The sequence below is a fragment of the Pseudomonas farris genome, from assembly GCF_019145235.1.
Taxonomy (GTDB): domain Bacteria; phylum Pseudomonadota; class Gammaproteobacteria; order Pseudomonadales; family Pseudomonadaceae; genus Aquipseudomonas; species Aquipseudomonas farris.
In genome coordinates this window covers 355,429-378,638 of record NZ_JAHSTV010000001.1, presented here as the reverse complement: position 1 = coordinate 378,638, position 23,210 = coordinate 355,429, and the positions used below count along the sequence as shown (strand labels likewise).

Annotated in this window: 23 protein-coding genes and 1 pseudogene; 8 read left to right on the top strand and 16 right to left on the bottom strand. The window is 58.7% G+C overall.

The annotated features are described in order from the left end of the window. Positions 1–26 precede the first annotated feature (26 nt). Positions 27–776 (top strand): enoyl-CoA hydratase-related protein, encoded by a 750-nt coding sequence (locus KVG95_RS01740; protein WP_217854289.1) that lies wholly within the window; start codon positions 27–29, stop codon positions 774–776. 211 nt (positions 777–987) lie between these two features. Here KVG95_RS01740 and pyk read toward each other — a convergent pair whose 3' ends face one another. Further along, entirely contained in the window at positions 988–2,439 is a 1,452-nt protein-coding gene (gene pyk, locus KVG95_RS01735; protein WP_217854288.1) for a pyruvate kinase, read from the bottom strand. Between the two features lie 208 nt (positions 2,440–2,647). Between pyk and KVG95_RS01730 the strand changes: the two genes are divergently transcribed. The 3 genes from KVG95_RS01730 (at position 2,648) to KVG95_RS01720 (ending at position 4,036) form a co-directional block, all read left to right on the top strand. Continuing rightward, positions 2,648–2,926, top strand: a complete 279-nt coding sequence (locus KVG95_RS01730; protein WP_217854287.1) for a hypothetical protein — start codon at positions 2,648–2,650, stop codon at positions 2,924–2,926. A gap of 144 nt (positions 2,927–3,070) precedes the next feature. After that, positions 3,071–3,445, top strand: coding sequence for a tetratricopeptide repeat protein (locus KVG95_RS01725; RefSeq protein ID WP_052964309.1), 375 nt, complete (start codon positions 3,071–3,073; stop codon positions 3,443–3,445). Positions 3,446–3,676: 231 nt separating this feature from the next. Beyond that, the gene (locus KVG95_RS01720; RefSeq protein WP_038981931.1) at positions 3,677–4,036 is read left to right on the top strand and encodes a PilZ domain-containing protein; all 360 of its coding nucleotides are present in this window, start codon (positions 3,677–3,679) and stop codon (positions 4,034–4,036) included. A 147-nt stretch (positions 4,037–4,183) separates the two neighbouring features. Here the strand turns inward: KVG95_RS01720 and KVG95_RS01715 are convergent, their stop codons facing one another. The 8 genes from KVG95_RS01715 to KVG95_RS01680 all read right to left on the bottom strand — a co-directional run bounded on the left by KVG95_RS01715 (position 4,184) and on the right by KVG95_RS01680 (position 12,146). After that, positions 4,184–4,570: a DUF6124 family protein gene (locus KVG95_RS01715; RefSeq protein WP_217854286.1), complete on the bottom strand. Its 387-nt coding sequence runs from the start codon at positions 4,568–4,570 to the stop codon at positions 4,184–4,186. Positions 4,571–4,873: 303 nt separating this feature from the next. After that, positions 4,874–5,122 carry a hypothetical protein gene (locus KVG95_RS01710; protein WP_217854285.1) on the bottom strand — a complete coding sequence of 83 codons (249 nt, stop codon included), beginning with the start codon at positions 5,120–5,122 and terminating at the stop codon, positions 4,874–4,876. Positions 5,123–5,244: 122 nt separating this feature from the next. Next, complete coding sequence (locus tag KVG95_RS01705; RefSeq protein WP_217854284.1) at positions 5,245–6,576, bottom strand: DUF58 domain-containing protein; 1,332 nt, start codon at positions 6,574–6,576, stop codon at positions 5,245–5,247. Positions 6,577–6,757: 181 nt separating this feature from the next. Further along, positions 6,758–7,759, bottom strand: coding sequence for an AAA family ATPase (locus tag KVG95_RS01700; protein ID WP_217854283.1), 1,002 nt, complete (start codon positions 7,757–7,759; stop codon positions 6,758–6,760). Continuing rightward, positions 7,756–8,919 carry a DUF4350 domain-containing protein gene (locus KVG95_RS01695; RefSeq protein ID WP_217854282.1) on the bottom strand — a complete coding sequence of 388 codons (1,164 nt, stop codon included), beginning with the start codon at positions 8,917–8,919 and terminating at the stop codon, positions 7,756–7,758. Before KVG95_RS01695 ends, KVG95_RS01700 begins: the two co-directional genes overlap by 4 nt. Beyond that, positions 8,916–10,460 carry a DUF4129 domain-containing protein gene (locus tag KVG95_RS01690; protein ID WP_217854281.1) on the bottom strand — a complete coding sequence of 515 codons (1,545 nt, stop codon included), beginning with the start codon at positions 10,458–10,460 and terminating at the stop codon, positions 8,916–8,918. Before KVG95_RS01690 ends, KVG95_RS01695 begins: the two co-directional genes overlap by 4 nt. Further along, positions 10,447–11,424 (bottom strand): stage II sporulation protein M, encoded by a 978-nt coding sequence (locus KVG95_RS01685; RefSeq protein WP_217854280.1) that lies wholly within the window; start codon positions 11,422–11,424, stop codon positions 10,447–10,449. Before KVG95_RS01685 ends, KVG95_RS01690 begins: the two co-directional genes overlap by 14 nt. After that, the gene (locus KVG95_RS01680) at positions 11,421–12,146 is read right to left on the bottom strand and encodes an RDD family protein (protein WP_217854279.1); all 726 of its coding nucleotides are present in this window, start codon (positions 12,144–12,146) and stop codon (positions 11,421–11,423) included. Before KVG95_RS01680 ends, KVG95_RS01685 begins: the two co-directional genes overlap by 4 nt. A 170-nt stretch (positions 12,147–12,316) precedes the next feature. Between KVG95_RS01680 and sbcB the strand changes: the two genes are divergently transcribed. Further along, on the top strand, positions 12,317–13,747 hold the full coding sequence (sbcB, locus tag KVG95_RS01675; RefSeq protein ID WP_217854278.1) for an exodeoxyribonuclease I: 1,431 nt from the start codon (positions 12,317–12,319) through the stop codon (positions 13,745–13,747). A 97-nt stretch (positions 13,748–13,844) separates the two neighbouring features. On the opposite strand, the gene mvaT is transcribed toward sbcB, so the two are convergent. Next, complete coding sequence (gene mvaT / locus KVG95_RS01670) at positions 13,845–14,222, bottom strand: histone-like nucleoid-structuring protein MvaT (protein WP_007903853.1); 378 nt, start codon at positions 14,220–14,222, stop codon at positions 13,845–13,847. Positions 14,223–14,549: 327 nt separating this feature from the next. Between mvaT and purU the strand changes: the two genes are divergently transcribed. Then, a complete protein-coding gene (gene purU, locus KVG95_RS01665) occupies positions 14,550–15,398 on the top strand; it encodes a formyltetrahydrofolate deformylase (protein WP_007903852.1) in 849 nt (282 codons plus the stop codon). A gap of 80 nt (positions 15,399–15,478) precedes the next feature. Then, the gene (locus KVG95_RS01660) at positions 15,479–15,655 is read left to right on the top strand and encodes a hypothetical protein (protein WP_217854277.1); all 177 of its coding nucleotides are present in this window, start codon (positions 15,479–15,481) and stop codon (positions 15,653–15,655) included. 24 nt (positions 15,656–15,679) lie between these two features. Here KVG95_RS01660 and gpgF read toward each other — a convergent pair whose 3' ends face one another. From gpgF to KVG95_RS30290, 5 genes and pseudogenes are all read right to left on the bottom strand, one after another. Further along, positions 15,680–16,675, bottom strand: a complete 996-nt coding sequence (gene gpgF / locus KVG95_RS01655) for a glucosaminyl phosphatidylglycerol flippase (protein ID WP_217854276.1) — start codon at positions 16,673–16,675, stop codon at positions 15,680–15,682. Next, positions 16,672–17,448, bottom strand: coding sequence for an N-acetylglucosaminyl phosphatidylglycerol deacetylase (gene gpgD, locus KVG95_RS01650; protein WP_217854275.1), 777 nt, complete (start codon positions 17,446–17,448; stop codon positions 16,672–16,674). The genes gpgF and gpgD overlap by 4 nt, the downstream gene beginning before the upstream one ends. Beyond that, the gene (gene gpgS, locus KVG95_RS01645) at positions 17,441–18,562 is read right to left on the bottom strand and encodes an N-acetylglucosaminyl phosphatidylglycerol synthase (protein WP_217854274.1); all 1,122 of its coding nucleotides are present in this window, start codon (positions 18,560–18,562) and stop codon (positions 17,441–17,443) included. Before gpgS ends, gpgD begins: the two co-directional genes overlap by 8 nt. A gap of 222 nt (positions 18,563–18,784) precedes the next feature. Next, entirely contained in the window at positions 18,785–19,549 is a 765-nt protein-coding gene (locus tag KVG95_RS30295) for a methyl-accepting chemotaxis protein (protein ID WP_437180779.1), read from the bottom strand. Between the two features lie 93 nt (positions 19,550–19,642). Next, positions 19,643–20,674 (bottom strand): annotated as a pseudogene (locus KVG95_RS30290) (HAMP domain-containing protein); the annotation flags it as partial. A 184-nt stretch (positions 20,675–20,858) separates the two neighbouring features. Here KVG95_RS30290 and KVG95_RS01635 point away from each other — a divergent pair. Next, entirely contained in the window at positions 20,859–22,346 is a 1,488-nt protein-coding gene (locus tag KVG95_RS01635; RefSeq protein WP_217854272.1) for a helicase HerA-like domain-containing protein, read from the top strand. Between the two features lie 120 nt (positions 22,347–22,466). Here the strand turns inward: KVG95_RS01635 and KVG95_RS01630 are convergent, their stop codons facing one another. Then, entirely contained in the window at positions 22,467–22,922 is a 456-nt protein-coding gene (locus tag KVG95_RS01630) for a DUF721 domain-containing protein (protein ID WP_007906612.1), read from the bottom strand. Between the last annotated feature and the right edge of the window lie 288 nt (positions 22,923–23,210).

Below are 23,210 nucleotides of genomic sequence, written 5' to 3'. Positions count from 1 at the left end.
GATCGTTTAACGACGCGAGACTCACCATGCCCGATACCATCCGATTTGAACGCGAGCGCGGTCTGCTGACCCTGCGCATCAATCGCCCCGAGAAGAAAAACGCCCTGACTCGCGCCATGTACAGCCACTTGGCCGAGGCCCTGAAGCAAGCCGATACCGACCCCCAAATCAATGCGGTGCTGATCACCGGTGGCGCTGAGTGTTTCACCGCCGGCAACGACATCCTTGATTTCCTTCAGCAACCCCCGAGCAACCTCGACAGCCCCGTGTTCCACTTCATGCTCAATTTGCTGGAGTGCCGTAAACCGGTGATCGCCGCCGTGGCCGGTGCGGCGGTGGGGATCGGCACGACGATGCTGCTGCATTGCGACCTGGTTTACGTCAGCACCGACGCCCGGTTGCGTATGCCGTTCGTCAACCTCGGGTTGTGCCCGGAGTTCGGTTCCAGCCTGATCCTGCCGCGTTTGCTGGGCCATGCCAAAGCGGCGCAGTTGTTGCTGCTCGGCGAAGCGTTCAGTGGTGAACAGGCGGCGGCGTGGGGGATAGCGACAGAAGCCTTGGACAGTGGCGAAACGGTGTTGGCCAAGGCGCGGGAGATGGCGTTGCGATTTGAATCGCTGCCAGCAGAGGCGGTGCGCATCAGCAAGCAATTGATGAAAGCCCCGGATCGGGAACATTTGCGCAAGGTGATCGAAGAAGAGGGGGCGTTGTTCACCCAGCGGCTGCGTTCGCCGGAAGCGATGGTGGCGTTGAGCGGATTCATCAAACGCCATTGAGTTTTTCGTTGTCTGGGCCGGCCTCTTCGCGAGCAAGCCCGCTCCCACAGGGGATTTGTGGGTGACACAAAACCTGTGAATACTGCAGATCCAATGTGGGAGCGGGCTTGCTCGCGAAGAGGCCAGACCGAACAACATCTCTTTTGGACCAAAAACCAAAAAACCCCGCCATTCACATGGCGGGGCTTTTGTTTTTCGTACAACCGATCACTCAGACCATCGGGTCGCCAACGTGCAGGATTTTCATCCCGTTGGTGCCGCCGGTGGTGTGGTAGCTGTCGCCCTTGGTCAGGATGACCCAGTCGCCTTTCTCCACAACGCCGCGTTTGAGCAACTCGTCGATCGCGGCCTGGCTGACTTGCTCAGCCGGCAGCGATGCCGGGTCGAACGGTACGGTGTAGACGCCACGGAACATGGCCGCGCGGGCCTGGGTTTCGCGGTGCGGGGAGAACGCGTAGATCGGCACCGAGGAACGAATGCGCGACATGATCAACGGCGTGTAGCCACTTTCGGTCAGCGCGATGATCGCCTTCACACCCGGGAAGTGGTTGGCGGTGTACATCGTTGCCAGTGCGATGCTCTCGTCGCAACGTTCGAACGTTTTGCCGATGCGGTGGCTGGAGGTCTTGCTGGTCGGGTGCTTTTCAGCGCCGATGCAGATGCGCGCCATGGCCTGTACGGCTTCCAGCGGGTACAAACCGGCAGCACTTTCGGCCGAAAGCATCACGGCGTCTGTGTAGTCGAGTACGGCGTTGGCTACGTCGGACACTTCGGCGCGGGTTGGCATCGGGTTCTGGATCATCGACTCCATCATCTGGGTCGCGACGATCACAGCTTTGTTGTGGCGGCGTGCGTGCAGAATGATTTTCTTCTGAATGCCCACCAGCTCGGCGTCGCCGATTTCCACACCCAAGTCACCACGGGCAACCATCACCGCGTCGGAGGCTTTGATCAGGCCGTCGAGGGTTTCGTCGTCGGCCACGGCTTCAGCGCGTTCGATCTTCGCCACCAGCCAGGCAGTACCGCCGGCTTCGTCGCGCAGTTGACGGGCGTATTCCATGTCGGCGGCGTCTCGCGGGAAGGATACCGCGAGGTAGTCGACTTCCATTTCGGCTGCGAGCTTGATGTCGGCCTTGTCTTTCTCGGTCAGGGCCGGTGCGGTCAGGCCGCCACCGCGACGGTTGATACCTTTGTGGTCCGACAGCGGGCCGCCGATGGTCACGGTGCAATGCAGCTCGGTGGCGGTGGCGGTATCGACGCGCATTACCACGCGGCCGTCGTCGAGCAGCAGCTCGTCGCCCACGCCGCAGTCTTTCACCAGGTCCGGGTAGTCGATGCCGACCACTTGCTGGTTGCCTTCGGTCAACGGATGGCTGGTAGAGAAGGTGAATTGATCACCGATCTTCAGCTCGATCTTCTTGTTGGCGAATTTGGCGATACGAATTTTCGGGCCTTGCAGGTCACCCAGCAGGGCGACGAAGCGGCCGTGCTTGGCAGCGAGGTCACGCACCAGCTTCGCGCGAGCCTTGTGCTCGTCGGGGGTGCCGTGGGAGAAGTTCAGACGGGCGACGTCCAGGCCAGCCAGAATCAACTGTTCGAGAACTTCCGGCGAGTTACTGGCCGGGCCAAGGGTAGCGACGATTTTGGTACGACGGACGGACATGCAAAGACTCCTGAGTTCAAGCGCTAGCAGAGGCTACTATGGTCTTTGGGTGTAGTCATTGTTCGTTTGCACTACTTATTGGTTTCTTTATTGAACGTTATGTCGACCGTTTGTCTGGACTGTCATTTCTGTCAGGTAGTCTTGGGCAGGTGGGGATGTTGGAATTCTCTGGAGTGTCGTCAACAGGTGACGCACCAAGGAGATGAAGATGACAACACAAACTTTGATTTCCGTTCCGGTCATCGTACTACCGGAAGAAGGATCGACGGGTTCCGATCCAGTCAGTATTTCAGGTACGGCAGTACCTAACGCTACTGTTGAGGTAGCAGCCTCAGGCGCCTTGGTGCTTTCGGTGAGCGTGGATCCCTCTGGCAGATGGCAGGGGCAGGCCAAATTGGCGAAAGGTGTGCACCAGATTAATGCGCGTCAGCAGTTTAATGGTTCCACTTCGGTATGGTCACCCGTTCGAACATTCACTGTCGATTGATCAGGCGTTTTGTTGCGTTGAACATGCGCCGACCCAGGTCGGCGTTTTTATTCACACGTTTTGGCTCAGTGCTTTTTTCAATCCGGGTTTCCTGAAGATTTCCGCCAAGGGGTCGATACAGAGCGCAAGACAGGAGATCCCCCCATGCGATTCGTGCTCATTGCCGTTCTTGCCCTCAGTGTTGTGGGCTGCACCCGTTGGTCGATGAACCATCATTTGAATAATGCCTACAGCGCCTATGAGCGCGGCAACTGCGAGCAAGTGATGCTCGAACTGTCCAAGGTTGAGCGCGCCAGCCGCGCGCGACCTTATGTGTGGCCGGAAGTGTCGATGATGCGCGGCCAGTGCCTGGAACGACAAAAGCTGTTTATTGATGCAGCGCAGACTTACGAGTTCATCATCGCGTCCTACCCGCAAAGCGAGTACGCCTATCGCGCCCGTGCCCGCCTGGAAACCTTGCAGAGTCTGGGGCATTACCCGATCCGCAGCGCGGCGGCCGTGCGTGCGACCCGGTTCTGATTGAAGCGGCTGGCTGACCGGCGGCGGTGAGCTATAGTCGAATAGATCGGTTTAGAACCTGGTTTCTAATCGACGTAACACCTGTGATCGGCAGCAGTAAGCGACAGCGGTTGGATGGACTGTCGCACCAGGATCGGGGAGAGCGCGGCTTATGCCTATAAAACAATAGAGCAGGCCCGTTCCGAAGCATTAGTGCGGCCCTGCTTAAGGGCCTTGCGTAGCGAAATCAGCATGTTTACTGACCGCCGGATCGAGCGGCATCAACTGCCGTATTTTCTCAAAGTGTTCAACAGCGTTACCGACAAGCCCATTGGCTTTCTGGGCAATCTGTCCGAGGACGGGCTGATGTTGATCAGCCAGTTGCCGATGATGGTGGGCGCCGATTTTAATCTGCGCCTGAAAATCCCCATGGATGGCCATTGTCAGCAGGTGATCGACCTCAACGCCTGCTGTCTGTGGTGCCACGAGGACGAAACCCCTCACCACTATGACGCCGGCTTCAGCCTGCAACAGGCACCGCCGGAATATGGGCAATTGGTCGAGGCACTGAAGCAGTACTTCAGTTTTCAGCCTTTGCCAGCTTCGGCCTGAAGGCTGCTGCGCTTTCACAATCGCCATCGCGGGCAAGCCCGCTCCCACAGTGGTCAGCGTCGTTCACAAAAAGTATGTTCACCGAAGATCCCTGTGGGAGCGGGCTCGCCCGCGATGGCGTCAGACCAGACGGCCAATACTTAAAGGCTAGGCCGGGCTGATCGCCCGCTCAATATCCAGCGACCGCTCCGCCAGCATCAACCCCATCTCACTCATCTGATAAATCGCCATCGCCAGATGCCGCTGCTTGTCATCCAGGCTTTCCGCCAGGTCGAGCAGCAAAATGCTGACCGAGGAAAAGGTTTCATAGGTCTGGATGAGGAGGGCTTCGGGATTGGCATTGGCTACGACGGTGAACATCTTCATGGATCGTTCCTCGGTGGTGCGTTCGTCGGCAAAGCACGGTTTAGTGTTTTCCCGTTTGAGATAGTGATCTAGGGCCCTGTCGGCAGCTTCGTGGAGTTTTCTCGAGTCGAGGGTGCTGTAGGGCGAACGGGCGGTGGTTTTGAGTCGGTTGGGTCGGGGCGTAATCACGGTTAACTCCTTGTTGGGGCTGCCACCGATTCGGAAATAACGAAAGGGCGGCGGCGACAGGAGAACCTTATGTCGGGACGGACACCACCCACAATCAGACTGGGTCGCTGATATTTGTAGGCAGAGGCGCTTCATTCTGTAGTCATTAGCGCGGTTATTTGAGACGCCTGATGGGAGAGTACAAAAAGCAAATTACCGGCCATGAACGGCAGTTTTTACACGGCAGAGCTTATTGCCCCTCGTTACTACACGATCAGGAACATCGGGTATCACCTAGGAGAAACTACAAATATTGAAGGTTAGCTAGCCATTAGAATCAGGCCTTTTTGGAATCTGTGATTCTTGAAAATCGGTGGAGATAGAAATAAGTGCCAAAGATATAAAGTCCTGGTTTACATCTAGTGTTTGTAAGGCACATCGGACGTTATCCGCTATTTCGGCAGCTCCTTGCTGCGCCACCCAATTCGATAGTTCCTCTACAGCGGCTCGCAATGCCAGTTGGTTCTCATTGATCTGCGTGATCACTGACGCGAATAGTTTTGTCTCGTCCATGATTGATTCCTTGTGATAGAGCTATCAGATTCTTGGGTGGGGTTGCTTCTCGATTACTCTGGGATGAGAGCTAGTCGTACGTGCTCGCACATCATATTCATATGGAATCGTGCGATTGGCCATTACATCGTTCCAGCTTTTTTCCATCCCAAATACCGCGTCACCATCTCGGTCCCCAGTTCTGAGGGCCGAGCATCCAGCACCGGAACTCCATGAGCACTCAACCGCTCATGGAGCTCTGCCCGTACATTCATATAATCCACTGTTCCGCAATAGACCAGCGCCTCGGGCAATGTTTGTACCGGCGCGTGCCGCAGACTGTCGAGCACCTCTTCTCGTAGGCTGCCCACCAATACCCGATGCTGACGGCTCAGCCGTTGGACGGCGGCAAGCAGTTGTTCGTCATCTTGATCCCTCAGGTTGGTCACCAGCACCACCAGTGCCCGGCGTTTTTGTCTAACCAATAACTGGTTGGCGGCAGCCAGATAGTCGGCGGGGCATTGTGTGCTGTCGAGATCGTAAACACTGTTGAGCAACACGTTGAGTTGACCAGTGCCTTTGACCGGGGCGAGGTAGCGCGGCTGATGGCTGGCGAAGGTGCTCAGGCCCACCGCATCACCCTGACGCAATGCCACATAGCTCAGCAGCAAACAGGCATTGAGTGCATGGTCGAAGTGCGACAACTCATCATCCTGGCTACGCATGCGCCGTCCGCAATCGAGCATGAAAATGATCTGCTGATCACGCTCGTCCTGATACTCACGGGCAATCGGTGTGCGCTGGCGTGCCGTGGCTTTCCAGTCGATCTGGCGCAGGCTGTCGCCTTCTCTGAATTCGCGCAGTTGATGAAACTCCAGACCCAGACCGCGGCGTTGACGTTGGCGCACCCCGAGTTGGCTGAGCCAGTTATCCACTGCCAGCAGTTGGCCGCCGTAGAGGCGGGCGAAGTCGGGGTAGACGCGGGTGTTGTCGACTACGTTCAGTAGGCGTTTGCCAGACCATAGGCCCATTGGGCTCGGCAGGCTGATTTCGCAGTGGTCGAAGGTGAAGTGGCCGCGCTTGAGTGGGCGCAGGCGATAGCCGATCTGGCTCTGTTGGCCGGGTTGCAGTTCGACCGACAGGGGAAGGAATTCGAAGTCAAGGCCGTGCGGCACATGATCGTAGATGTGTACGTTCAGCGGTTGAGCAAAATCGTGCTCGACCTCCAGTCGCACTTCGCCCCATCGACCGAGCGCCAGGCTGCCGGGCATTTGCCGTTGCACGCGGGGCGAGGGCAGGCGTTTGAGGCGGATGGCGTCGATGATCGCCAATGCCAGCAGTGCTAACAGTAATCCCCAGTTGATCGCCAAAAGGCTCGATGGAACTGCGATGTCCAGTGCCCGTAATGCGCCGAGCACGATGCCGATGGCCAGCAGTGCTGCGAGCCAGATCAGCAGCAGGCGCGTGGGTTTCATTGCGTCGCGATTCCTTGGTAAGGGCTACATTCAACCATCGGGCACAGCACCTTTGTGGCGAGCGGGCTTGCCCGCGTTCGGCTGCGAAGCAGTCGTAAAACGGCTTGAAAGTTTTTGGAAGCGCTTCGCACTCCAACGGGGGCAAGCCCCCTCGCCACAAGGTTGGTCTGCATGAGGGTGTTCACAGCCGCGGCGCCGGCACTTGATCGAGCAGTTGCTTGAGCACTTGATCGACTTCCAGCCCTTCGATGTCCAGCTCCGGGGCAATTCGCACGCGGTGACGCAGAACGGCCAGCGCGCAGCCTTTGATGTCATCGGGAATCACAAATTCGCCGCCACGCAACAAGGCCCGAGCGCGGGCGCAACGTACGAGGGCGATTGATGCGCGCGGCCCGGCGCCCAGGGTCAACCCCGGCCAGGTCCGGGTGGTGCGAGCCAGGCGCACCGCGTAATCGAGTACCTGATCGTCCATCGGCAGGTCACTGGCAATGCGTTGCAAGGCCAGCACGTCCTTGGCTTGCAACACGGTGCGCAACGGTTGCACGTCGAGCATGTCGGCCCGGGTCGAGCGGCTGACCTGGCGCACCATGTTCAATTCCTGTTCGACATCGGGGTAGTCCATGCGCACCTTGAGCATGAAGCGGTCGAGTTCGGCTTCCGGCAACGGGTAAGTGCCTTCCTGTTCGATGGGGTTTTGCGTGGCGAGCACCATGAACGGTTGCGCGATGGGGAGGGCGCGGCCTTCGAGGGTGACTTGGCGTTCCTGCATGGCTTCGAGCAGCGCCGCCTGGGTTTTCGCCGGGGCGCGGTTGATCTCGTCGGCCAGCAGCAGGTTGGTGAATAGCGGGCCTTTGCGCAGTTTGAATTGCTCGGTTTGCAAGTCGTACACCGCGTGCCCGGTGACGTCGCTGGGCATCAGATCCGGGGTGAACTGGATGCGTGCGAACTCACCACCGAAGCAGCGAGCGAGGGCGCGCACCAACAACGTCTTGCCCAACCCCGGCACGCCTTCGAGCAGCACATGGCCGCCGGCGATCAGGGCGGTGAGCACATCGTCGATCACGATGTTCTGGCCGATCACGGCTTTTTGCAGTTCCGTCCTTATCGCTTGGGCCAACTGGCTGGCGCGCTGGCGTTGCTGGACGGCGTGAGTCTGTGTGCCTGGCTCGATCTGTTCACTCATAAGGCGTTCCTCAAGGTTTGCAGGTGGGCGACCTGACGGCTGAATTCAGCGCTGGGCAGCCGCTGCTTCGGTCGCGGGCTCATGGCCTGACTGATGGCGCGTGTGGGGTGGCCAGTCAGGCGTGCGAGCACCAGCCATTGTTCGGCAACGCCGAGTTGTTCAAAACCGGGATGACGGTGACGGACACGACGCAGGATGTCTTGTTGCAAGGCTTGCAACAGGCTGTGCTGACCGTTGTGACGGAGCATGAAATCAGCGCTGGCACGCAGGTGTTCCTGAAGCTGGCGGCGAGCTCTCGTGGCCGGCTCCAGCAACGGGCCGTTACGCATGCCAACATGCCAGAACCCGAAAACGATCAAGGCGATCAGGGCCACCAAGGCTTGTGGAAAGTAGCGCCACAGCAAGGTCAGCAAGTTGTCGTGATCGGTACTGAACAGCAGGGTCACGTCTGTGTCGGCCGTCAGGTACCACAGCAGCCAGGCGTTGTCGTACTGGTCGATGGCCGGGGTTTTCCAGAGGTCGGCGTCGGTGACCACGGTGATCGAACCGAGCCCGTGGCTCAGCTGCATCATGTGCGTGGCTTTGCCGCTGTTGGCCCAAGCCTGGGCGAGGTTTTTCGGGTCGTCGAGGTGGAACGCGGTATCGAAGCTGAAGTAGGCCGGCGCCTCTTCGTTTTCCAGATAGAGCTTGGTCAGTTTGGGGTAAGGATCGTCGACAGGATCGGGCGGCGGTTCTTTGAGGTCTTTGCTCAGGGATTGGTGCAACTGCACACGGTCGAGCAACAGGTCGTTGCTCTGACCGGTCTTTTCATCCCACAGGGCTTCGGCGACGAATAAAAGACGTCCACCGGCCCGGGTCCAGTTCAACACCTGATTCACCTGTCGCGGCGACATGTTCGACCGATCGCCGAGCAACAACAAACTGCGCTGATGAGGCTCGAGAGTCGGCAAGATGTCGAGGCTGTTGGCATGGCTGACGGTCAGGCCCTGTTTGCGCAGAAAGTGCTCGGCCGCCAGATAGGGGTTGGCTTGGGCTTCGGGCGATGGGCCGTGATCGATTTCTGCTGAATAGGGTATGGCCTTGAAATACAGGTAAACACTCAGCGCACACACTAGCAGGGCGATGAACGCACCGACTGAAAGCCACAAGCGCCGGTTCAACGGACCGCTCCCGGGCCGAACAACGCGCGCCAGCCATCACAGAGTTCCTGTTGCAAATGCGCGGGGGGCAATCGATGCCCATACGCCATGTTTTGCCAGTGCCCGGTGAGGTTTTTACTGAAGGCCAGCAAGGCAGGTTGTTGCAATTGTTCAACGCGCTGAAGCACTTCGCCTTCGGTGTCAGCGGGTTTGAGCGTCATGTTGAAGTCGTGCAGCAAGTGGCTGAGCAGGGCGCGATAGAGCAGTCCGAGGGCTTCACGGGGATGGGTCTGCCAGAGGCTTTCGGCGCTGGCTGCGATGTCGGCGGGCAGGGTTTCGCGGTTGAGGTCCAGGCCGAACGCCTGCTGCGGTAATGGCCGCGCGACTTTGCGATTTAACGTGGGTCGGCGGCTGACGAAGGCCTGCAGCCAGTCGCGGTAACGCCAGATCAATAGCCCAATGGCGCCGATCACTGTGCCCCACAGCAACACTTCGATCAGGTTGGCCAATACGCCAAAGCGTTGGCTGTCCAGCAAGCTGAACAGCGCCTTCAGCCAGGCGGGTGTTTGACTATCATCAGCAGTGTTGGAGGCGGGTTTGTCTTCGCCAAAACGATAGCGCGTGACCGTTTCCTTATTCTTGAAGGGGGGCTGATCGAGGATGGCCTTGATGCTGTCCCGGGACGCTTGGCTGGTCAGTGGCTGGTCCAGCAGACGCGCAGAGTCCGGTGAAATAACCGGTTCGGCGGCCCAGACGCTTTGTGTCGTCGGCACCAGCAGGATCGCGGCCAGCAGCAGCGTGACGACCGCGCTGGTCATGCGTTGGCGCAATCGGCGAAAGACCAGCTCGATATCCCAAGCCTCCAGCCGCGTGCGCCGGTTCAGATAAAGGCTGAAACCGCAGGCCACATAAATCGGTTCCCAGACAATCAGCACCAGAACGTAAAAGGTATTGGTCAGGTGTTCCAGCCAGAGCCAGTCTTGGGTGGCGGCGGTAATCAAGGTCTGCCAGCCCCAGTCGAGTTCGACCTGCTGCGGCAAGAGCATGTAGAACAGCACCATCAAGCCGATCCACAGCGCAGTTTCCAGATGCACGCCGATGATCGTCAGCCACTGGGCGGCGCCCGCGTTGCGTTGCAGCAACACGCGCAAACGTTGTTGGCGTTCTTCGCCCCCCAGACCTTCGAGTTGCACCACCGGCATCAGAAAACTGCGGCTCAGACTCAGGCGGCGCCAGGTCAGGCTGGCCAGCAGTTGCGGTTTGAGCAGGCGTGGCCATTGGCGCAGGGCCTGTTTCAGCGTGGGGGTTTCGCCGAACATGGCTTTGGACAGGATGTACAGCGGCAGCCGATCGAACGCCGGTTTGAGCCACCAGAACAGGAACACGGCGAGGGAGGGCGAATCCCACAGCAGCAAGGTGAGCAGGGCAAAGACCGGCAAGGTCACGATCGCCCAACTGGTCATCAACAGGCGTCGATGGCGCTGACTCAGCAGCACTCCCAGGTCCATGGCTTCCCAGGTTGTGCGCGGGCGGATCACCACACTGGCATCACTCAGGCGCATGACGGGTCCGTCCGGCAAACAGCAGATAAGTCGCCACCAAGCACCAGAGCGCCGCGCCGACCAGGTATTTGGTCAGCGGCGTGAGCCCGGTCCGCGACGACCAATAGGCTTCTATAAATGCTGCAATCAGCAGAAACAGCATGACCCCGCAAATCAGCAACACGCTCTTGCGCGCAGCCAGTTGCAGGGCTTCGGCGCGGGGCAAACGCCCCGGAGCGATCAAGGCCCAGCCCAGTTGCAGGCCTGCGGCACCGGCCAGGGCAATGGCACTCAGTTCGAAGGCGCCATGGCCGATCACGAACGACCAGAAGGTCTGCCCGTAACCAATGTGCGTCAGGTGCCCGGCCACCGCGCCGATCATCAACCCGTTGTAGAACAGGAAAAACGCGCTGCCCAGGCCAAACAGCAAACCGCTGGCGAAGGTCTGAAAGGCGATGCCGATGTTGTGCATGATGTAGTAACCGAACATCACCCAGTCTTCGCTGGCTGCCCGATCTGCCAAGCGCCCCAGATGACCGGCGGCGGGGTCGTACATGCTTTGCATCTCACTGACCTGCTCGGCCGGGATCAGGTTGTAGATCAGTTCCGGGAACAGATACACCAACAGCGCGAAGCCGATCAGGCTGCCAAAAAAAATCAGGCTGGCGGCAAGGACGAAACGCCACTGCTCACGCACCAGTCGCGGGAAGTCGGCGAGGATGAAACTCAACACGTTGGCACCCAGTCGACTGCGATGCCGATAAAGCTGTTGATGCCCGCGCAGAACCTGTTGCTGCAATGAGTCGATCAGGAAACTGCTGTAACCGCGCTCCCGAGCGAGGGCCAGGTGGTGACAGATCCGTCGATAGTCGTTGGGGAAACTGGCGATCCCAGAGGCGTCCTTGCCTCGTTCCAGCCGTCCAAGCATGAGTGCAAACTGCTCCCATTCGGCTTGGTGGCGACTTTCGAAAAGGCTTTGCTTCATGTGGGGCCCAACAGTCCGCGGGCGATACCGTTGAGTTCGGCTCTGGCCTGTGGCTTCGATACCTGCAACGGTTGCGCGAGTATCGAGGCGAGTTCGTTGGCCCGTGCCTCGGAGAGCTCACCCTGACGTTCGGCAAACCCGAGGATGGCGCGTTGCTCGGTCAGCGTCAGCGCGAAGGCTGCGCGTCGCGGCGGGACGTCGGGCAGTTGCGGTCGGGTGAGCGGTTGTTCGCGGTAGATCACCAGCGTACCGGCGGCCAGGTCGCCGAGGCGTTTGAAGGTGGGATGTTGCAGGCAGCTGATTGCCCCGAGAAAGTAGCCGAACGGCAACATGTCGACAAATCGCAGCAGGTTGCGCAGCAAGGACGCGGACCAGCCGATCGGCGTGCCATCGTCATGCACTACGCGCAACCCCATCCATTGCTTGCCCGGAGAGCGGCCCTGGTTGAGCACCTCGAACAGCACCATGTACCACCAACTCACCACGAACAGCAGAATCGAACCCAGCCCGGCGCCGAGTTTTCCCAGAAACGCCAACATAATAAATAGCAGGCCCAGAATCACCCCGCGCAGGCCCAGGTCTATGGCGAACGCCAGCGCACGTACCATCAACCCGGCCGGGCGCAGCGGCAAGTCGATGCCTTCGGGCGTTTCGACGTGATACCGCGTGTCCAGTGGCGGGGCCAGCGTCGCTTTCCCTGGCAGTGCTGTGGTTTTGAGCATGGGCAACCTTGATGTGGCCTTGTTCGTCGGATGCTAGCAGCCTCTCGGGGGAAAACGACATAACTATGTATTGCATGGTGCGTGGTCAGAGATGTTTGAATAACAAGATTGCTGGTCGGGGCGCCGTGTGTGCGCCTAGACTTCGCCGGTCTTCAGTTCAGGAACAGCCCGTGACCTCGATCTTCTGGTACGACTATGAAACCACTGGCATCAACCCCCGTTGCGACCGTCCGCTGCAAGTGGCGGGGATTCGCACCGACTTCGATCTCAATGAAATAGACGAGCCGGTCAATCTTTACTGCCAGCCCAGTGACGACATACTTCCGCATCCGGCGGCGTGCGCGATCACCGGGATTACGCCTGGCCGCTTGGCCGAACAAGGTTTGAGCGAAGCCGATTTCATGACCCGGGTTCATGCCCAGCTCGCGGCGCCCGGCACTTGTGGGGCGGGGTACAACACCCTGCGTTTCGACGACGAGATGACCCGTTACAGCCTGTATCGAAATTTCTTCGACCCTTACGCACGGGAGTGGCAGGGTGGCAACAGCCGCTGGGACCTGATCGATGTTGTGCGCGCGGCCTATGCCTTGCGTCCCGATGGCCTCGTCTGGCCCAAGGACGACGAAGGGCGAGTCACGCTCAAACTCGAACGTCTGACCGCCGCCAATGGCATCGATCACGGGCATGCACACGAGGCGCTGTCGGATGTTCGCGCCACCATCGCCCTGGCGCGCCTGATTCGGGAAAAACAGCCGAAGTTATATGACTGGCTGTTTCAATTGCGCAGCAAACAAAAGGTCATGGATCAAATTCGGCTGTTGCAGCCGATGGTGCATATTTCCGGGCGCTTCTCGGCGGCCCGCAACTATGTGGGTGTGGTGCTGCCGCTGGCCTGGCATCCGCGTAATCGCAACGCGCTGATTGTCTGTGACCTGCATCTGGACCCTCTGGGGCTGCTCGATCTGGATGCCGAGACCTTGCGTCAGCGACTTTATACCCGCCGCGATGACTTGGCCGAAGGCGAACTGCCGGTGCCGCTCAAGCTCATACACATTAATAAGTGCCCGGTAGTGGCGCCGTTATCGGTACTTCGTCCTGTAGATCAGCAACGTTTGGGGCTGGATATGGCGCTTTATCAGGAGCGTGCGCTGCGGCTAAGTGACGCACAACAAGTTTGGCGAGACAAAGTGTCGGGCATTTACGCCAACGACGATTTTTCCCCGAGCCTGGATCCCGAGCAACAGTTATACGACGGTTTTATTGGTGATCGGGATCGGCGGCTATGCGAGCAAGTCAGAACCGCTGACCCTGAGCAATTAGCACAAGAACAGTGGCCTTTCGATGATGAGCGTTTGCCGGAATTATTGTTTCGTTATCGCGCACGCAACTTCCCTGATACGTTGAGTTTCGAAGAGCAAGAGCGCTGGCGAATATTCTGTCAGAAACGTTTGTCTGCACCCCAGTGGGGCGCGCCCAATACTCTGGAAAGTTTTCTGACAGATGCTGCCCAATTGATGATTAGTGCTACATCGTTTCAGCGAGAGGTTCTGGACGAATGGAAAAATCATGTCCAGGCATTACGCAAACGTTTGAGTCTTTGAAAACGAAAATAATCTGCGCTTGAATTCCAGGCATAAAAAACGCCAGCATTTGCTGGCGTTCTTTTGGTCGCGGATCAGTCTGCGACACGCTTGCGGCTTAGCCCAGCAGGGTAGCCCAGCTTTCAACCACGTCACCGCCCCACTTGGCTTTCCACTCTTTCAGAGTCTTGTGGTTGCCACCTTTGGTTTCGATGACTTCGCCGTTGTGCGGGTTTTTGTATTGTTTAACTTTGCGAGCACGCTTGGTGCCGGTAGTTTTTACTGCGCCGCCACGTGGAGCCTTGGTTTTGGACTCTGGATCCAACAGCGCGATGATGTCACGCAGGGATTTGGAGTATTCGCCCATCAGGGTGCGCAGTTTGCCTTCGAATTCCAGCTCGGTTTGCAGTTTGTCGTCTTGGGACAGATTCTTCAAACGGGCTTGCAGCTCTTTGATAGCTTCTTCGGTGGCGCGATATTCGTTGATCAAGGACATGGGGACTACCTTATGTTAGGCGCTGGATGGCAGGGTGACAGTGCGACAATAATAGTCAGGGTGTTTCATCAAGTAAACATTTAACCGGAGTTTTATTTAAATTAGTTGCGGAATAGGACACGCATTGGAGGGGCAGTTAAATAGCGTCACAAATATTCACAGTTGACCTCTTGAAGATTGCCCGCAAGAACACCATCGCGTGGGCCAGCCTGGTGCTTGCAGAACCTGTATCGGACCTGCGGGCAAAGCCATGCGTCATCAATACTGCAGTTTTGCTGCGCAATCGCTAGAATAGCGGCCTTTGCGAAGTTCTGGAGTTTCCCCCTCATGCGCACTTTTCGGCTGGTGATTGCTTGCCCGGACCGCGTCGGCATCGTTGCTAAAGTCAGTAACTTTCTGGCGTCACATAACGGCTGGATCACTGAAGCGAGCCATCACTCGGATAATCTCAGTGGCTGGTTCTTCATGCGTCACGAAATTCGTGCCGATTCGCTGCCTTTCGGTATCGAAGCCTTTCGCGAAGCGTTTGCACCGATTGCCGAAGAGTTCTCGATGGACTGGCGCATCACCGACACCGAGCAGAAGAAACGCGTGGTGTTGATGGCCAGCCGCGAATCCCACTGCCTGGCCGACTTGCTGCACCGCTGGCACAGTGACGAACTGGACTGTGAAATCGCCTGCGTGATCTCCAACCATGATGATTTGCGCAGCATGGTCGAGTGGCACGGTATTCCTTACTACCATGTCCCGGTCAACCCACAGAATAAGGAGCCGGCCTTCGCCGAAGTCTCGCGTCTGGTCAAACAGCACGAGGCCGAAGTGGTGGTACTTGCCCGTTATATGCAGATTCTGCCGCCTGAGTTGTGCAGCGAATATGCCCATAAAGTCATCAATATTCATCACAGCTTCTTGCCGTCGTTTGTTGGCGCCAAGCCGTATCACCAAGCTTCGATGCGCGGTGTGAAGTTGATCGGCGCTACTTGCCACTATGTCACCGAAGAGCTGGATGCCGGTCCGATCATCGAGCAAGACGTAGTGCGTGTGAGTCACAGCGACAGCATTGAAGACATGGTGCGCTTCGGCCGTGACGTCGAGAAAATGGTGCTGGCCCGTGGTCTGCGTTATCACCTGGAAGACCGGGTGCTGGTGCATGGCAACAAAACCGTCGTGTTCTGATAGCCATACAGTTGAATTCGAAGGGCCTGGGCGTTCAATCGCTGCAGGCCCTTCGCCGTTTTTGCACTGAGAACATAACCATGGCCGATCCATTGGACAAAGCTACTTCCAAGGCACCCGCCACGCAGGGTGAGGGCTGTTTGAGTCGCTATGACCCGGATGACCTGAGCCCCGAAGACGGCACGGAATTTCCCGGTGCCGCCGAGTTGTGGGAGCAGTTGCAGAATGATTCAGAGGATGAATCCGGGGACTCCTGAAAAAGATCACCCTGTGGCGATCTATTAAGCCTGCTTGAGCTTCATCAACTTCCTGAGCAATGGCCGCCCAAGCATCAGCAAAAACACCGGCCCACCGACCACCAGATAGAAGTAATAGGTCACTGTCCGCCAGATCAGAATCGCCGCCGCCGCGGTGGATTTCCCGACCATGGGCGCCAGCAGCGCCGCCGATGTCAGTTCCGCCGCCCCGGCACCGCCCGGCAACAGGCTGAACTGCCCTGCACTCAGCGACAGCATCTGGATCAGAAAACACCAGGCCCACTGCAAATCCACACCCAGCCCACGTAACGCCAGATACAACACGCTATAGCGCAAGAGCCAATGCAGGCAGGTCAGTGCAAACACCGTGATTAACGTCTGAAAAGGCAACTTCAATGTGTCAGTAAAGGCCGCCAGGAAGTGCAGGAGCTTTCGCGCCCAGCGCATCCGGGTGGTGCCTTTGACATTGAGACGAGCGAGCAACCGACCACTCAGGCGAATCAGCGAACGGTGGTAGCGAGCCGCCAACACGCAACTGAACAGCCCACCGAACATTGAGACGGCGCTGACGGTCAACAGCCATTCCATGCGCTGACTGAGGTGCTGGAACAGTGCATAAATCAGAATCCCGCTTAGCGCGCAGAGAAAAAACAGCAGATCGCTCAACTGGTCCATGGCGAACACAGCGCTGCCCCTGGCCGGTCGTACGCCATGGCGTGCCAGCAGGGCCATGATGGTCAGCGGTCCGCCACTGCCGCCGGGGGTGGCGCAGTAGGCGAACTCGGCGGACATCACCACCCCAAGGCTTTTGAAGCGACTGACCTTGCCGCACTGATCCCCCAGCAGCAGGCGCAAGCGTAGGGTGTTGAGCATCCAGCAGAGCAGGATCATGCCGAACATGATCAGCAGCCATTTCAGCGGAAAGCTTTGCAATCGCGACCATGTCTCTCCGCCACCCAGCAACGACGGGATGAGCACCGCAGCGAGCAGGGCGACGACCAGCAGAATCCCGCGGCTCATGCGGCGCGACCGACGACGTCGCGTTGCTGTGCCAGCCAGTTGGCCTTGGTCATCGGAACACGTCCCTCGTCGAGCAAGCGCTTGAGGGTTTGCAGCCAGTACTGACGCGAGAACTCATGGCGCATGTCTACCGGGTGCAGGCCGAGACGAATCACCGGCGCCTGGCGCCAACGTTGTTCGCGCTGATCGCTGACAATTTTCGACAGGCCCCGACGCCAGGCGCTGCGCGCGCTCCAGACCAGGCATGGGGCATCGATCGCGGTGAAGTCCGGCAATCGATACAGATGCTGCGAGTCGCTGGTGTAGCGCAGCGGTACCTGGCGCAAGGCTTGACGGGTGCCTTCGCTCATTAACCAGGCTGGAGCGACGAAACCTTCCAATGGCCAGTTGTAACGGTGGAATACCTCGATTCCGGCACGCAGGCGGGTGAGGGCGGCTTCGTGTGACAGGTCGTAGAACTCGCCTTCATGGGTGTAGATTCGACGCATGAACCAGTCTCGGGGAGTGAGGGGGATAGGTCCTTCATCGCAATGGAAGTAACCGTGCAGTGCCAGTTCGTCGCCGCGAGCGACGCGGCGGGTCAGCAAACGTCGAAACGCCGGATACGCGGCCAGGTCGTTATGTTTGTGGAAATCCGGCACCACCAGCCAGGTGATCGGCACCTCACCCAGCGCGTCGACGGCTTCGACGAAGGCTTGGTAATCGGGCCAGGTTTGCGGCGCAACGTCGTGCAATACCAGTAACAGGCTGGGCGCGTTCATGGGCTCAACCATTGGCGATCCGGGGCCATTGAGTGCCGAGTACGGCGTGATAGTGCCCCAACAGGCTGTCGACCACAGTATCCCAGGCGTAATGCCGTTCGACATGGCTGCGGGCTTGTTTGCCCAGTACGGCGCTGCCCTGGCTGAAGAGTTCGCGTACGGCATTGGCCATCGCCACGGGATTGTTCGGCGCGCAGAGCAGGCCGCATTGATCGGTGACAATTTCCTGAAAAGCCCCGGCGGCCACGGCCACCACTGGAATGCCACTGGCCATGGCTTCGAGGACCACCAGGCCAAAGGTTTCCTGATCACCGGCATGCACCAGCGCGTCGGCACTGGCCATCAAGCGCGCAACTTGCGCCGCCGGGTAGAACTCATTAAGGACGGTGACATTGCGCGGTACCAGGGTCGGCATTGACGAGCCCACCAGTAACAAGTGATAGCGACGGCCCAGGCGTTTCATGCATTTGAGCAGCACCGGCAGGTTCTTTTCCTTGGATCCACGGCCGGCGAAGATCAACAGGTGGGTGTTTTCATCGATGCCCAATTCGGCCCGTAAACCGGAATCCCGTGCATTGGGGTTGAACGTTTGCAGGTCGACGCCCAGCGGTTGTACGAAAACGTTTTTCACGCCCAACCCGATCAGTTTATTGGCCATGATTTGACTCGGTGCCAAAACCCGGTCGAAGTTGCCATAGAGCTTGCTGACATAAGCTTCGACATTGGGTGTAACCCAGTTGCCCATGCGATTGCTGACCAGCAGCGGCAGGTCTGAGTGATAAAAACCGATCACTGGCACATCGAGTTGCCGCTTGGCGTCCAAAGCAGCCCAGGCAGTCAGGTAAGGATCGCCGACTTCAATCAGATCGGGCTGCAAATCCTGCAGGACATTGCGCCAAGGCGCGAGACGGAGGGGAAAGCGATATCCCTTGCCAAAGGGCAGGGCAGGGGCCGGAACCGTGTAAACGCCATCCTGTTCACTCAAATGAGCCCCAGGGATCAGCAAACTGTGACGAATGCCTGGCTTGCTGCCCAGGCGACGGTGTTTGGCATCCAGATAAGTGCGCACGCCACCGCTGGCAGGGGCGTAGAACATGGTTATGTCAGCGATATGCACGATGAACATTCCTCCGGTCCGTTTGTTCTCCCTTGGTTGACCTATATGAAGGATAGATGTTCGGTCGGGGTTTTGCGGCGCGGGGTGTCAGCGGGGTTTTGCGGGGCTTTACAGACCGCTATCGCGAGCAGGCTCGCTCCCACACTGGATCTGTTGTAAACACATTATTTGTGAGCAACGGAGATCAAATGTGGGAGCGAGCCTGCTCGCGATTGGGGCCTGTCAAACGTTCTAGATGCGGAAACTGCCTACCAATTGCTTCAATCGCGAAGCCTGCTGCTCAAGGTCCGAGCACGCACGCAACGTCGATTGCAGGTTTTCCACGCCTTCCTGGTTGAGCGTGTTGATCTCGGTAATGTCGACGTTGATCGACTCAACCACTGCCGTCTGTTCCTCGGTCGCTGTGGCCACCGACTGGTTCATGCCGTCGATTTCGCCGATGCGCAGTGTCACGCTGTTCAGGCGTTCGCCTGCCAGGTTGGCGATTTCCACGCTGTCCTGGCTGTGGCGCTGGCTTTCGCTCATGGTGCTGACCGATTCGCGGGCGCCGACTTGCAGTTCTTCGATCATGGTTTGCACCTGTTGCGCGGACTCTTGTGTGCGGTGCGCCAGGTTGCGCACCTCGTCGGCCACCACGGCAAAACCGCGCCCGGCTTCACCGGCCCGCGCCGCTTCAATGGCGGCGTTCAGCGCCAGCAGGTTGGTTTGCTGGGAGATGCTGGTGATCACTTCGAGAATCTGCCCGATGTTCACGGTTTTGCTGTTCAGCGATTCGATGTTGGTACTCGAGGCGCTGAGCATGCTCGACAGCTGGTTCATCGCGGCAATGCTGCGATCCACTACTTGCTGGCCATCTTCGGCCAGGCTGCGCGCGTCGCTGGCCTGATTCGACGCTTGCGCGGCGTTTCGGGCGATTTCCTGGGCGGCGGCGCCGAGTTGGTTGATCGCCGCGGCGACGCTGCTGGTGCGCGAGGCTTGCTGGTCGGAATTGAACATCGACGAGTTCGAAGCCGCCACTACACGCAAGGCCACTTCGTTGACTTGCCCGGTGGCCGAGGACACTTCGCGGATCGACGTATGAATCCGCTCCACGAAGCGGTTGAACGCCGTGCCAAGGATGCCGAATTCGTCCTGATTCTGAATGGTCAGGCGTTTGGTCAGGTCGCCTTCACCGTCTGCGATGTCTTCCATGGCGCGGGTCATGACGTGCAGCGGCTGGATCAGGATGCGGATCAACATGCCGAGCAGGGCGATGATGATTGCCACGGCAATCAGGGTGGCGACGACCGCCGAGGCGCGGAATTCGCTGAGCATCGAGAAAGCTTTGTCTTTATCCACCGACAGGCCGATGTACCAGTTCACCGACGGCAGGCCTTTGATCGGGGTGAACGTGACGATGCGGGTCTTGCCGTCGACGTCGATTTCACTGAGTTCGCTGCTGATGCGCGGGGTGTTTTTCGGATACGCCTCGCTCAGGGACTTCATCGCCAGGGATTTATCCGGGTGAACCAGGATCTTGCCATCGGCGCTGATCAGAAAGGCATAACCCATGCCGTCGAAGTCCAGCGCGTTGAGGCTGTCGGCGATCACCTGCAAGCTCAGGTCGCCACCGACCACGCCGATGCTTTGACCGTCCTTGAGCACACTGTTGACGATGGAAATGACCAGCTGGCCGGACGCGAGATCGATGTACGGTTCGGTCAGTGCCGAGCCGCCGGTGCTTTGGGCGCTCTTGTACCAAGGCCGGACGCGAGGGTCATAGCCGTCGGGCATCTTGCTGTCAGGGCGGATGATGAAGGTGCCATCCTTGTTGCCCAGATAGGCGCCCATGAAAGTCGAGGTCACGGCCTTCTGCTCAAGTAGTTTGGAGACATTGCCGGTGTCAGCGTTCAGGGCGACGTTTTGTGACAGGTTTTCTATCAGCAGGCTGCGTCCGGCCAGCCAGGTCTGGATATTGTTGGCCGTCACGCTGCCCATTTCTTGCAGATAGTTGTCTAGATCGTTGCGTATCGCATTGCGCTGCAAATAGTCGTTGTACAGTGTGAACGAGGCGAAGGCAGCAATGACGATGAGGGCGGCGGCAAGCAGTATTTTATGGCTGAAGCGCAGATTTTTATTCATGGCTTGGGGTCCGCTAAAGTCTTAATGTCCAGGGCGTGCTTTTATAAAGGCGCGCAAAATGGGCAGTGTTGAAAGTAAGCTGATATTTCCACCTCTCCTTAGGGAATTACCGACGCTATTTTTCAGTCTGGTCTCACGCTTGTTATCGGCCATGAAGGATCAAAGATTAACCATGGGTGACAAAATGCCTGACTCATCGCAACTCGTTATCGGCGCCGACCTCGCGGGCCAGTCCATCGCCCAGGCCATGCGCCTGGCCAACCGTCACGGCCTGGTGGCGGGCGCTACCGGGACCGGTAAAACCGTCACCTTGCAGCGCCTGGCCGAAGCCTTCAGCGATGCCGGCGTGGCGGTGTTTGCGGCAGACATCAAAGGCGACCTGTGCGGCCTGGGCGCCGCCGGCAACCCTCAGGGCAAGGTCGCGGAGCGGATCGCCGGGATGCCCTGGCTGAACCATAAGCCTCAGGCGTATCCGGTGACCTTGTGGGACATTAACGGTCAGTCCGGTCATCCATTGCGCACAACCTTGAGCGAAATGGGCCCGTTGCTGCTCGGCAGCCTGCTGGAACTGACCGACAGTCAGCAGTCGGCGTTGTATGCCGCGTTCAAGGTGGCCGACCGCGAAGGGTTGTTGCTGCTGGATTTGAAGGATTTGAAGGCGCTGCTCAATCACCTGCGCGACAACCCCGAATTGCTGGGGGATGACGCCGCGTTGATGACCACCGGTTCCAGCCAGGCGCTGTTGCGCCGTTTGGCGACGCTGGAACAGCAGGGCGCTGAAGCGTTGTTCGGCGAACCGGCGCTGCAACTGGAAGATATGTTGCAACCGGCCGTGGATGGGCGCGGGCGCATTCACTTGCTAGATGCCAGTCGACTGGTGCATGAAGCGCCGAAGGTCTATGCGACGTTCCTGCTCTGGCTGCTGGCCGAACTGTTCGAGCAACTGCCGGAGCGCGGCGATGCCGAGAAACCGCTGCTGGCGCTGTTTTTCGACGAAGCGCACTTGTTGTTCGCCGGTACGCCCAAGGCGTTGCAGGAGCGTCTGGAACAAGTGGTGCGACTGATTCGCTCGAAAGGCGTGGGGGTGTATTTCGTCACCCAATCGCCGGGCGACTTGCCGGATGATGTGCTGGCGCAACTGGGCCTGCGTATTCAGCATGGGTTGCGTGCGTTTACCGCCAAAGAACAGAAATCCCTGCGCGCGGTGGCCGACGGTTTCCGGCCGAACCCGGCATTTGAAGCCTTGTCGGTGTTGACGGAGTTGGGGATCGGCGAGGCGCTGGTCGGCACCCTGCAAGACAAGGGTACGCCGGGGATGGTCCAGCGTGTATTGGTTGCACCGCCGCAATCGCGGATCGGGCCGCTGACCGAGACCGAACGCACCGTGCTGATCGCCGGTTCGCCGTTCAAGGGGCGTTACGACAAACCGGTCGATCGTGAATCGGCTTATGAAGTGCTGATGGGGCGTAAAGGGCTGGCGCCGGATCCTGAAGCCGCGCCGGGCAAACCTGCACCTGAAGAGCCGAGTTTCACCGAACAGGCCGGGGAATTCCTCGGTACGGCGGCGGGACAGGCATTGAAATCAGCCATGCGACAGGCGGCGAATCAATTGGGCCGACAATTGGTACGCGGGTTGATGGGGTCTTTGCTTGGCGGCAGCAAACGCCGATAGCGAGCAGGCACAGTAAAAATGTGGGAGCGGGCTTGCTCGCGAAAGCGGTCTGACAGTCAATATTGATGTTGAATGTGATGGCCCCTTCGCGAGCAAGCCCGCTCCCACATTGGTTTTATGTCAGGTTTTGGGTTTGGCGTGCGCCGCCAGGCGTTCGAGGGCCGCCCGCAGATTCGGGTCGGTAATCCCGTCAGCCGTCGCCTGAATGGTCGCCGCAGCATCGGTCGACAAATTTATCGTATGCCCCGCCGCCCCTTGCTGAACGGTAGGCGGCTGAACCTTGAACAGAATTCGCGTCAGGCTGGCGAACTCGTCGAACAACTGTAACTGCCGTTGCAGACGCTTTTGTTGATAGCGCAGGCGGGTGGCCCAGTGACCGTCGGTGACAATCAGCAATAAACTGCCTTCACGCCACGACGCCACATGGCAATGCTCGCGGGCAGCCGGCTGCAGCTGGCTTTCCACCAGACGTTGTAAATGACCCAGGCGTTGAGCGTGGCCAAAGATGGCTTTCAGCGGTTTGGCTTCGCGAAGCAGAACGGCGGGTGCTCTGGCCGTGAGAGGGCGAAATGCCATGATCGAACACCTGAAGTAACAGAGTGGCCATGGTAACAGAAAGCACCCGTTGCCCCCGACCCATTGCTTTGCGAGCGCTTTACCCATTAAATCAACGAGTAACTTGTGCCCTCGATGGGTTGAAGTTCAGCAAAAAGCCCTTATTTTAAGTGAGCCCCGTCACAGCGCAGTGCATGCATCGTGGAATAACGCCACTTTCCTCACCATCGTTTCCGGGTAGAATACTCGTTCGCATGCGGCCATGAGGGCTGCACGGGCGACTCTCGGGGCCGCCCTCCATCCCTTTAG

Excerpts from the sequence above, each read along its gene's own strand:
- gpgS (WP_217854274.1), bottom strand. The coding sequence starts at position 18,562 with ATGTTCATCGTGCATATCGCTGACATAACCATGTTCTACGCCCCTGCC.
- KVG95_RS01705 (WP_217854284.1), bottom strand. The coding sequence starts at position 6,576 with ATGAAACCCACGCGCCTGCTGCTGATCTGGCTCGCAGCACTGCTGGCC.
- KVG95_RS01725 (WP_052964309.1), top strand. The coding sequence starts at position 3,071 with ATGCGATTCGTGCTCATTGCCGTTCTTGCCCTCAGTGTTGTGGGCTGC.
- KVG95_RS01700 (WP_217854283.1), bottom strand. The coding sequence starts at position 7,759 with ATGAGTGAACAGATCGAGCCAGGCACACAGACTCACGCCGTCCAGCAA.
- KVG95_RS01685 (WP_217854280.1), bottom strand. The coding sequence starts at position 11,424 with ATGAAGCAAAGCCTTTTCGAAAGTCGCCACCAAGCCGAATGGGAGCAG.
- mvaT (WP_007903853.1), bottom strand. The coding sequence starts at position 14,222 with ATGTCCTTGATCAACGAATATCGCGCCACCGAAGAAGCTATCAAAGAG.
- KVG95_RS01740 (WP_217854289.1), top strand. The coding sequence starts at position 27 with ATGCCCGATACCATCCGATTTGAACGCGAGCGCGGTCTGCTGACCCTG.
- KVG95_RS01680 (WP_217854279.1), bottom strand. The coding sequence starts at position 12,146 with ATGCTCAAAACCACAGCACTGCCAGGGAAAGCGACGCTGGCCCCGCCA.
- KVG95_RS01630 (WP_007906612.1), bottom strand. The coding sequence starts at position 22,922 with ATGGCATTTCGCCCTCTCACGGCCAGAGCACCCGCCGTTCTGCTTCGC.
- gpgD (WP_217854275.1), bottom strand. The coding sequence starts at position 17,448 with ATGGTTGAGCCCATGAACGCGCCCAGCCTGTTACTGGTATTGCACGAC.
- gpgF (WP_217854276.1), bottom strand. The coding sequence starts at position 16,675 with ATGAGCCGCGGGATTCTGCTGGTCGTCGCCCTGCTCGCTGCGGTGCTC.
- pyk (WP_217854288.1), bottom strand. The coding sequence starts at position 2,439 with ATGTCCGTCCGTCGTACCAAAATCGTCGCTACCCTTGGCCCGGCCAGT.
- KVG95_RS01720 (WP_038981931.1), top strand. The coding sequence starts at position 3,677 with ATGTTTACTGACCGCCGGATCGAGCGGCATCAACTGCCGTATTTTCTC.
- KVG95_RS30295 (WP_437180779.1), bottom strand. The coding sequence starts at position 19,549 with ATGTTCAATTCCGACCAGCAAGCCTCGCGCACCAGCAGCGTCGCCGCG.
- KVG95_RS01730 (WP_217854287.1), top strand. The coding sequence starts at position 2,648 with ATGACAACACAAACTTTGATTTCCGTTCCGGTCATCGTACTACCGGAA.
- purU (WP_007903852.1), top strand. The coding sequence starts at position 14,550 with ATGCGCACTTTTCGGCTGGTGATTGCTTGCCCGGACCGCGTCGGCATC.
- KVG95_RS01635 (WP_217854272.1), top strand. The coding sequence starts at position 20,859 with ATGCCTGACTCATCGCAACTCGTTATCGGCGCCGACCTCGCGGGCCAG.
- KVG95_RS01690 (WP_217854281.1), bottom strand. The coding sequence starts at position 10,460 with ATGCGCCTGAGTGATGCCAGTGTGGTGATCCGCCCGCGCACAACCTGG.
- KVG95_RS01660 (WP_217854277.1), top strand. The coding sequence starts at position 15,479 with ATGGCCGATCCATTGGACAAAGCTACTTCCAAGGCACCCGCCACGCAG.
- KVG95_RS01710 (WP_217854285.1), bottom strand. The coding sequence starts at position 5,122 with ATGGACGAGACAAAACTATTCGCGTCAGTGATCACGCAGATCAATGAG.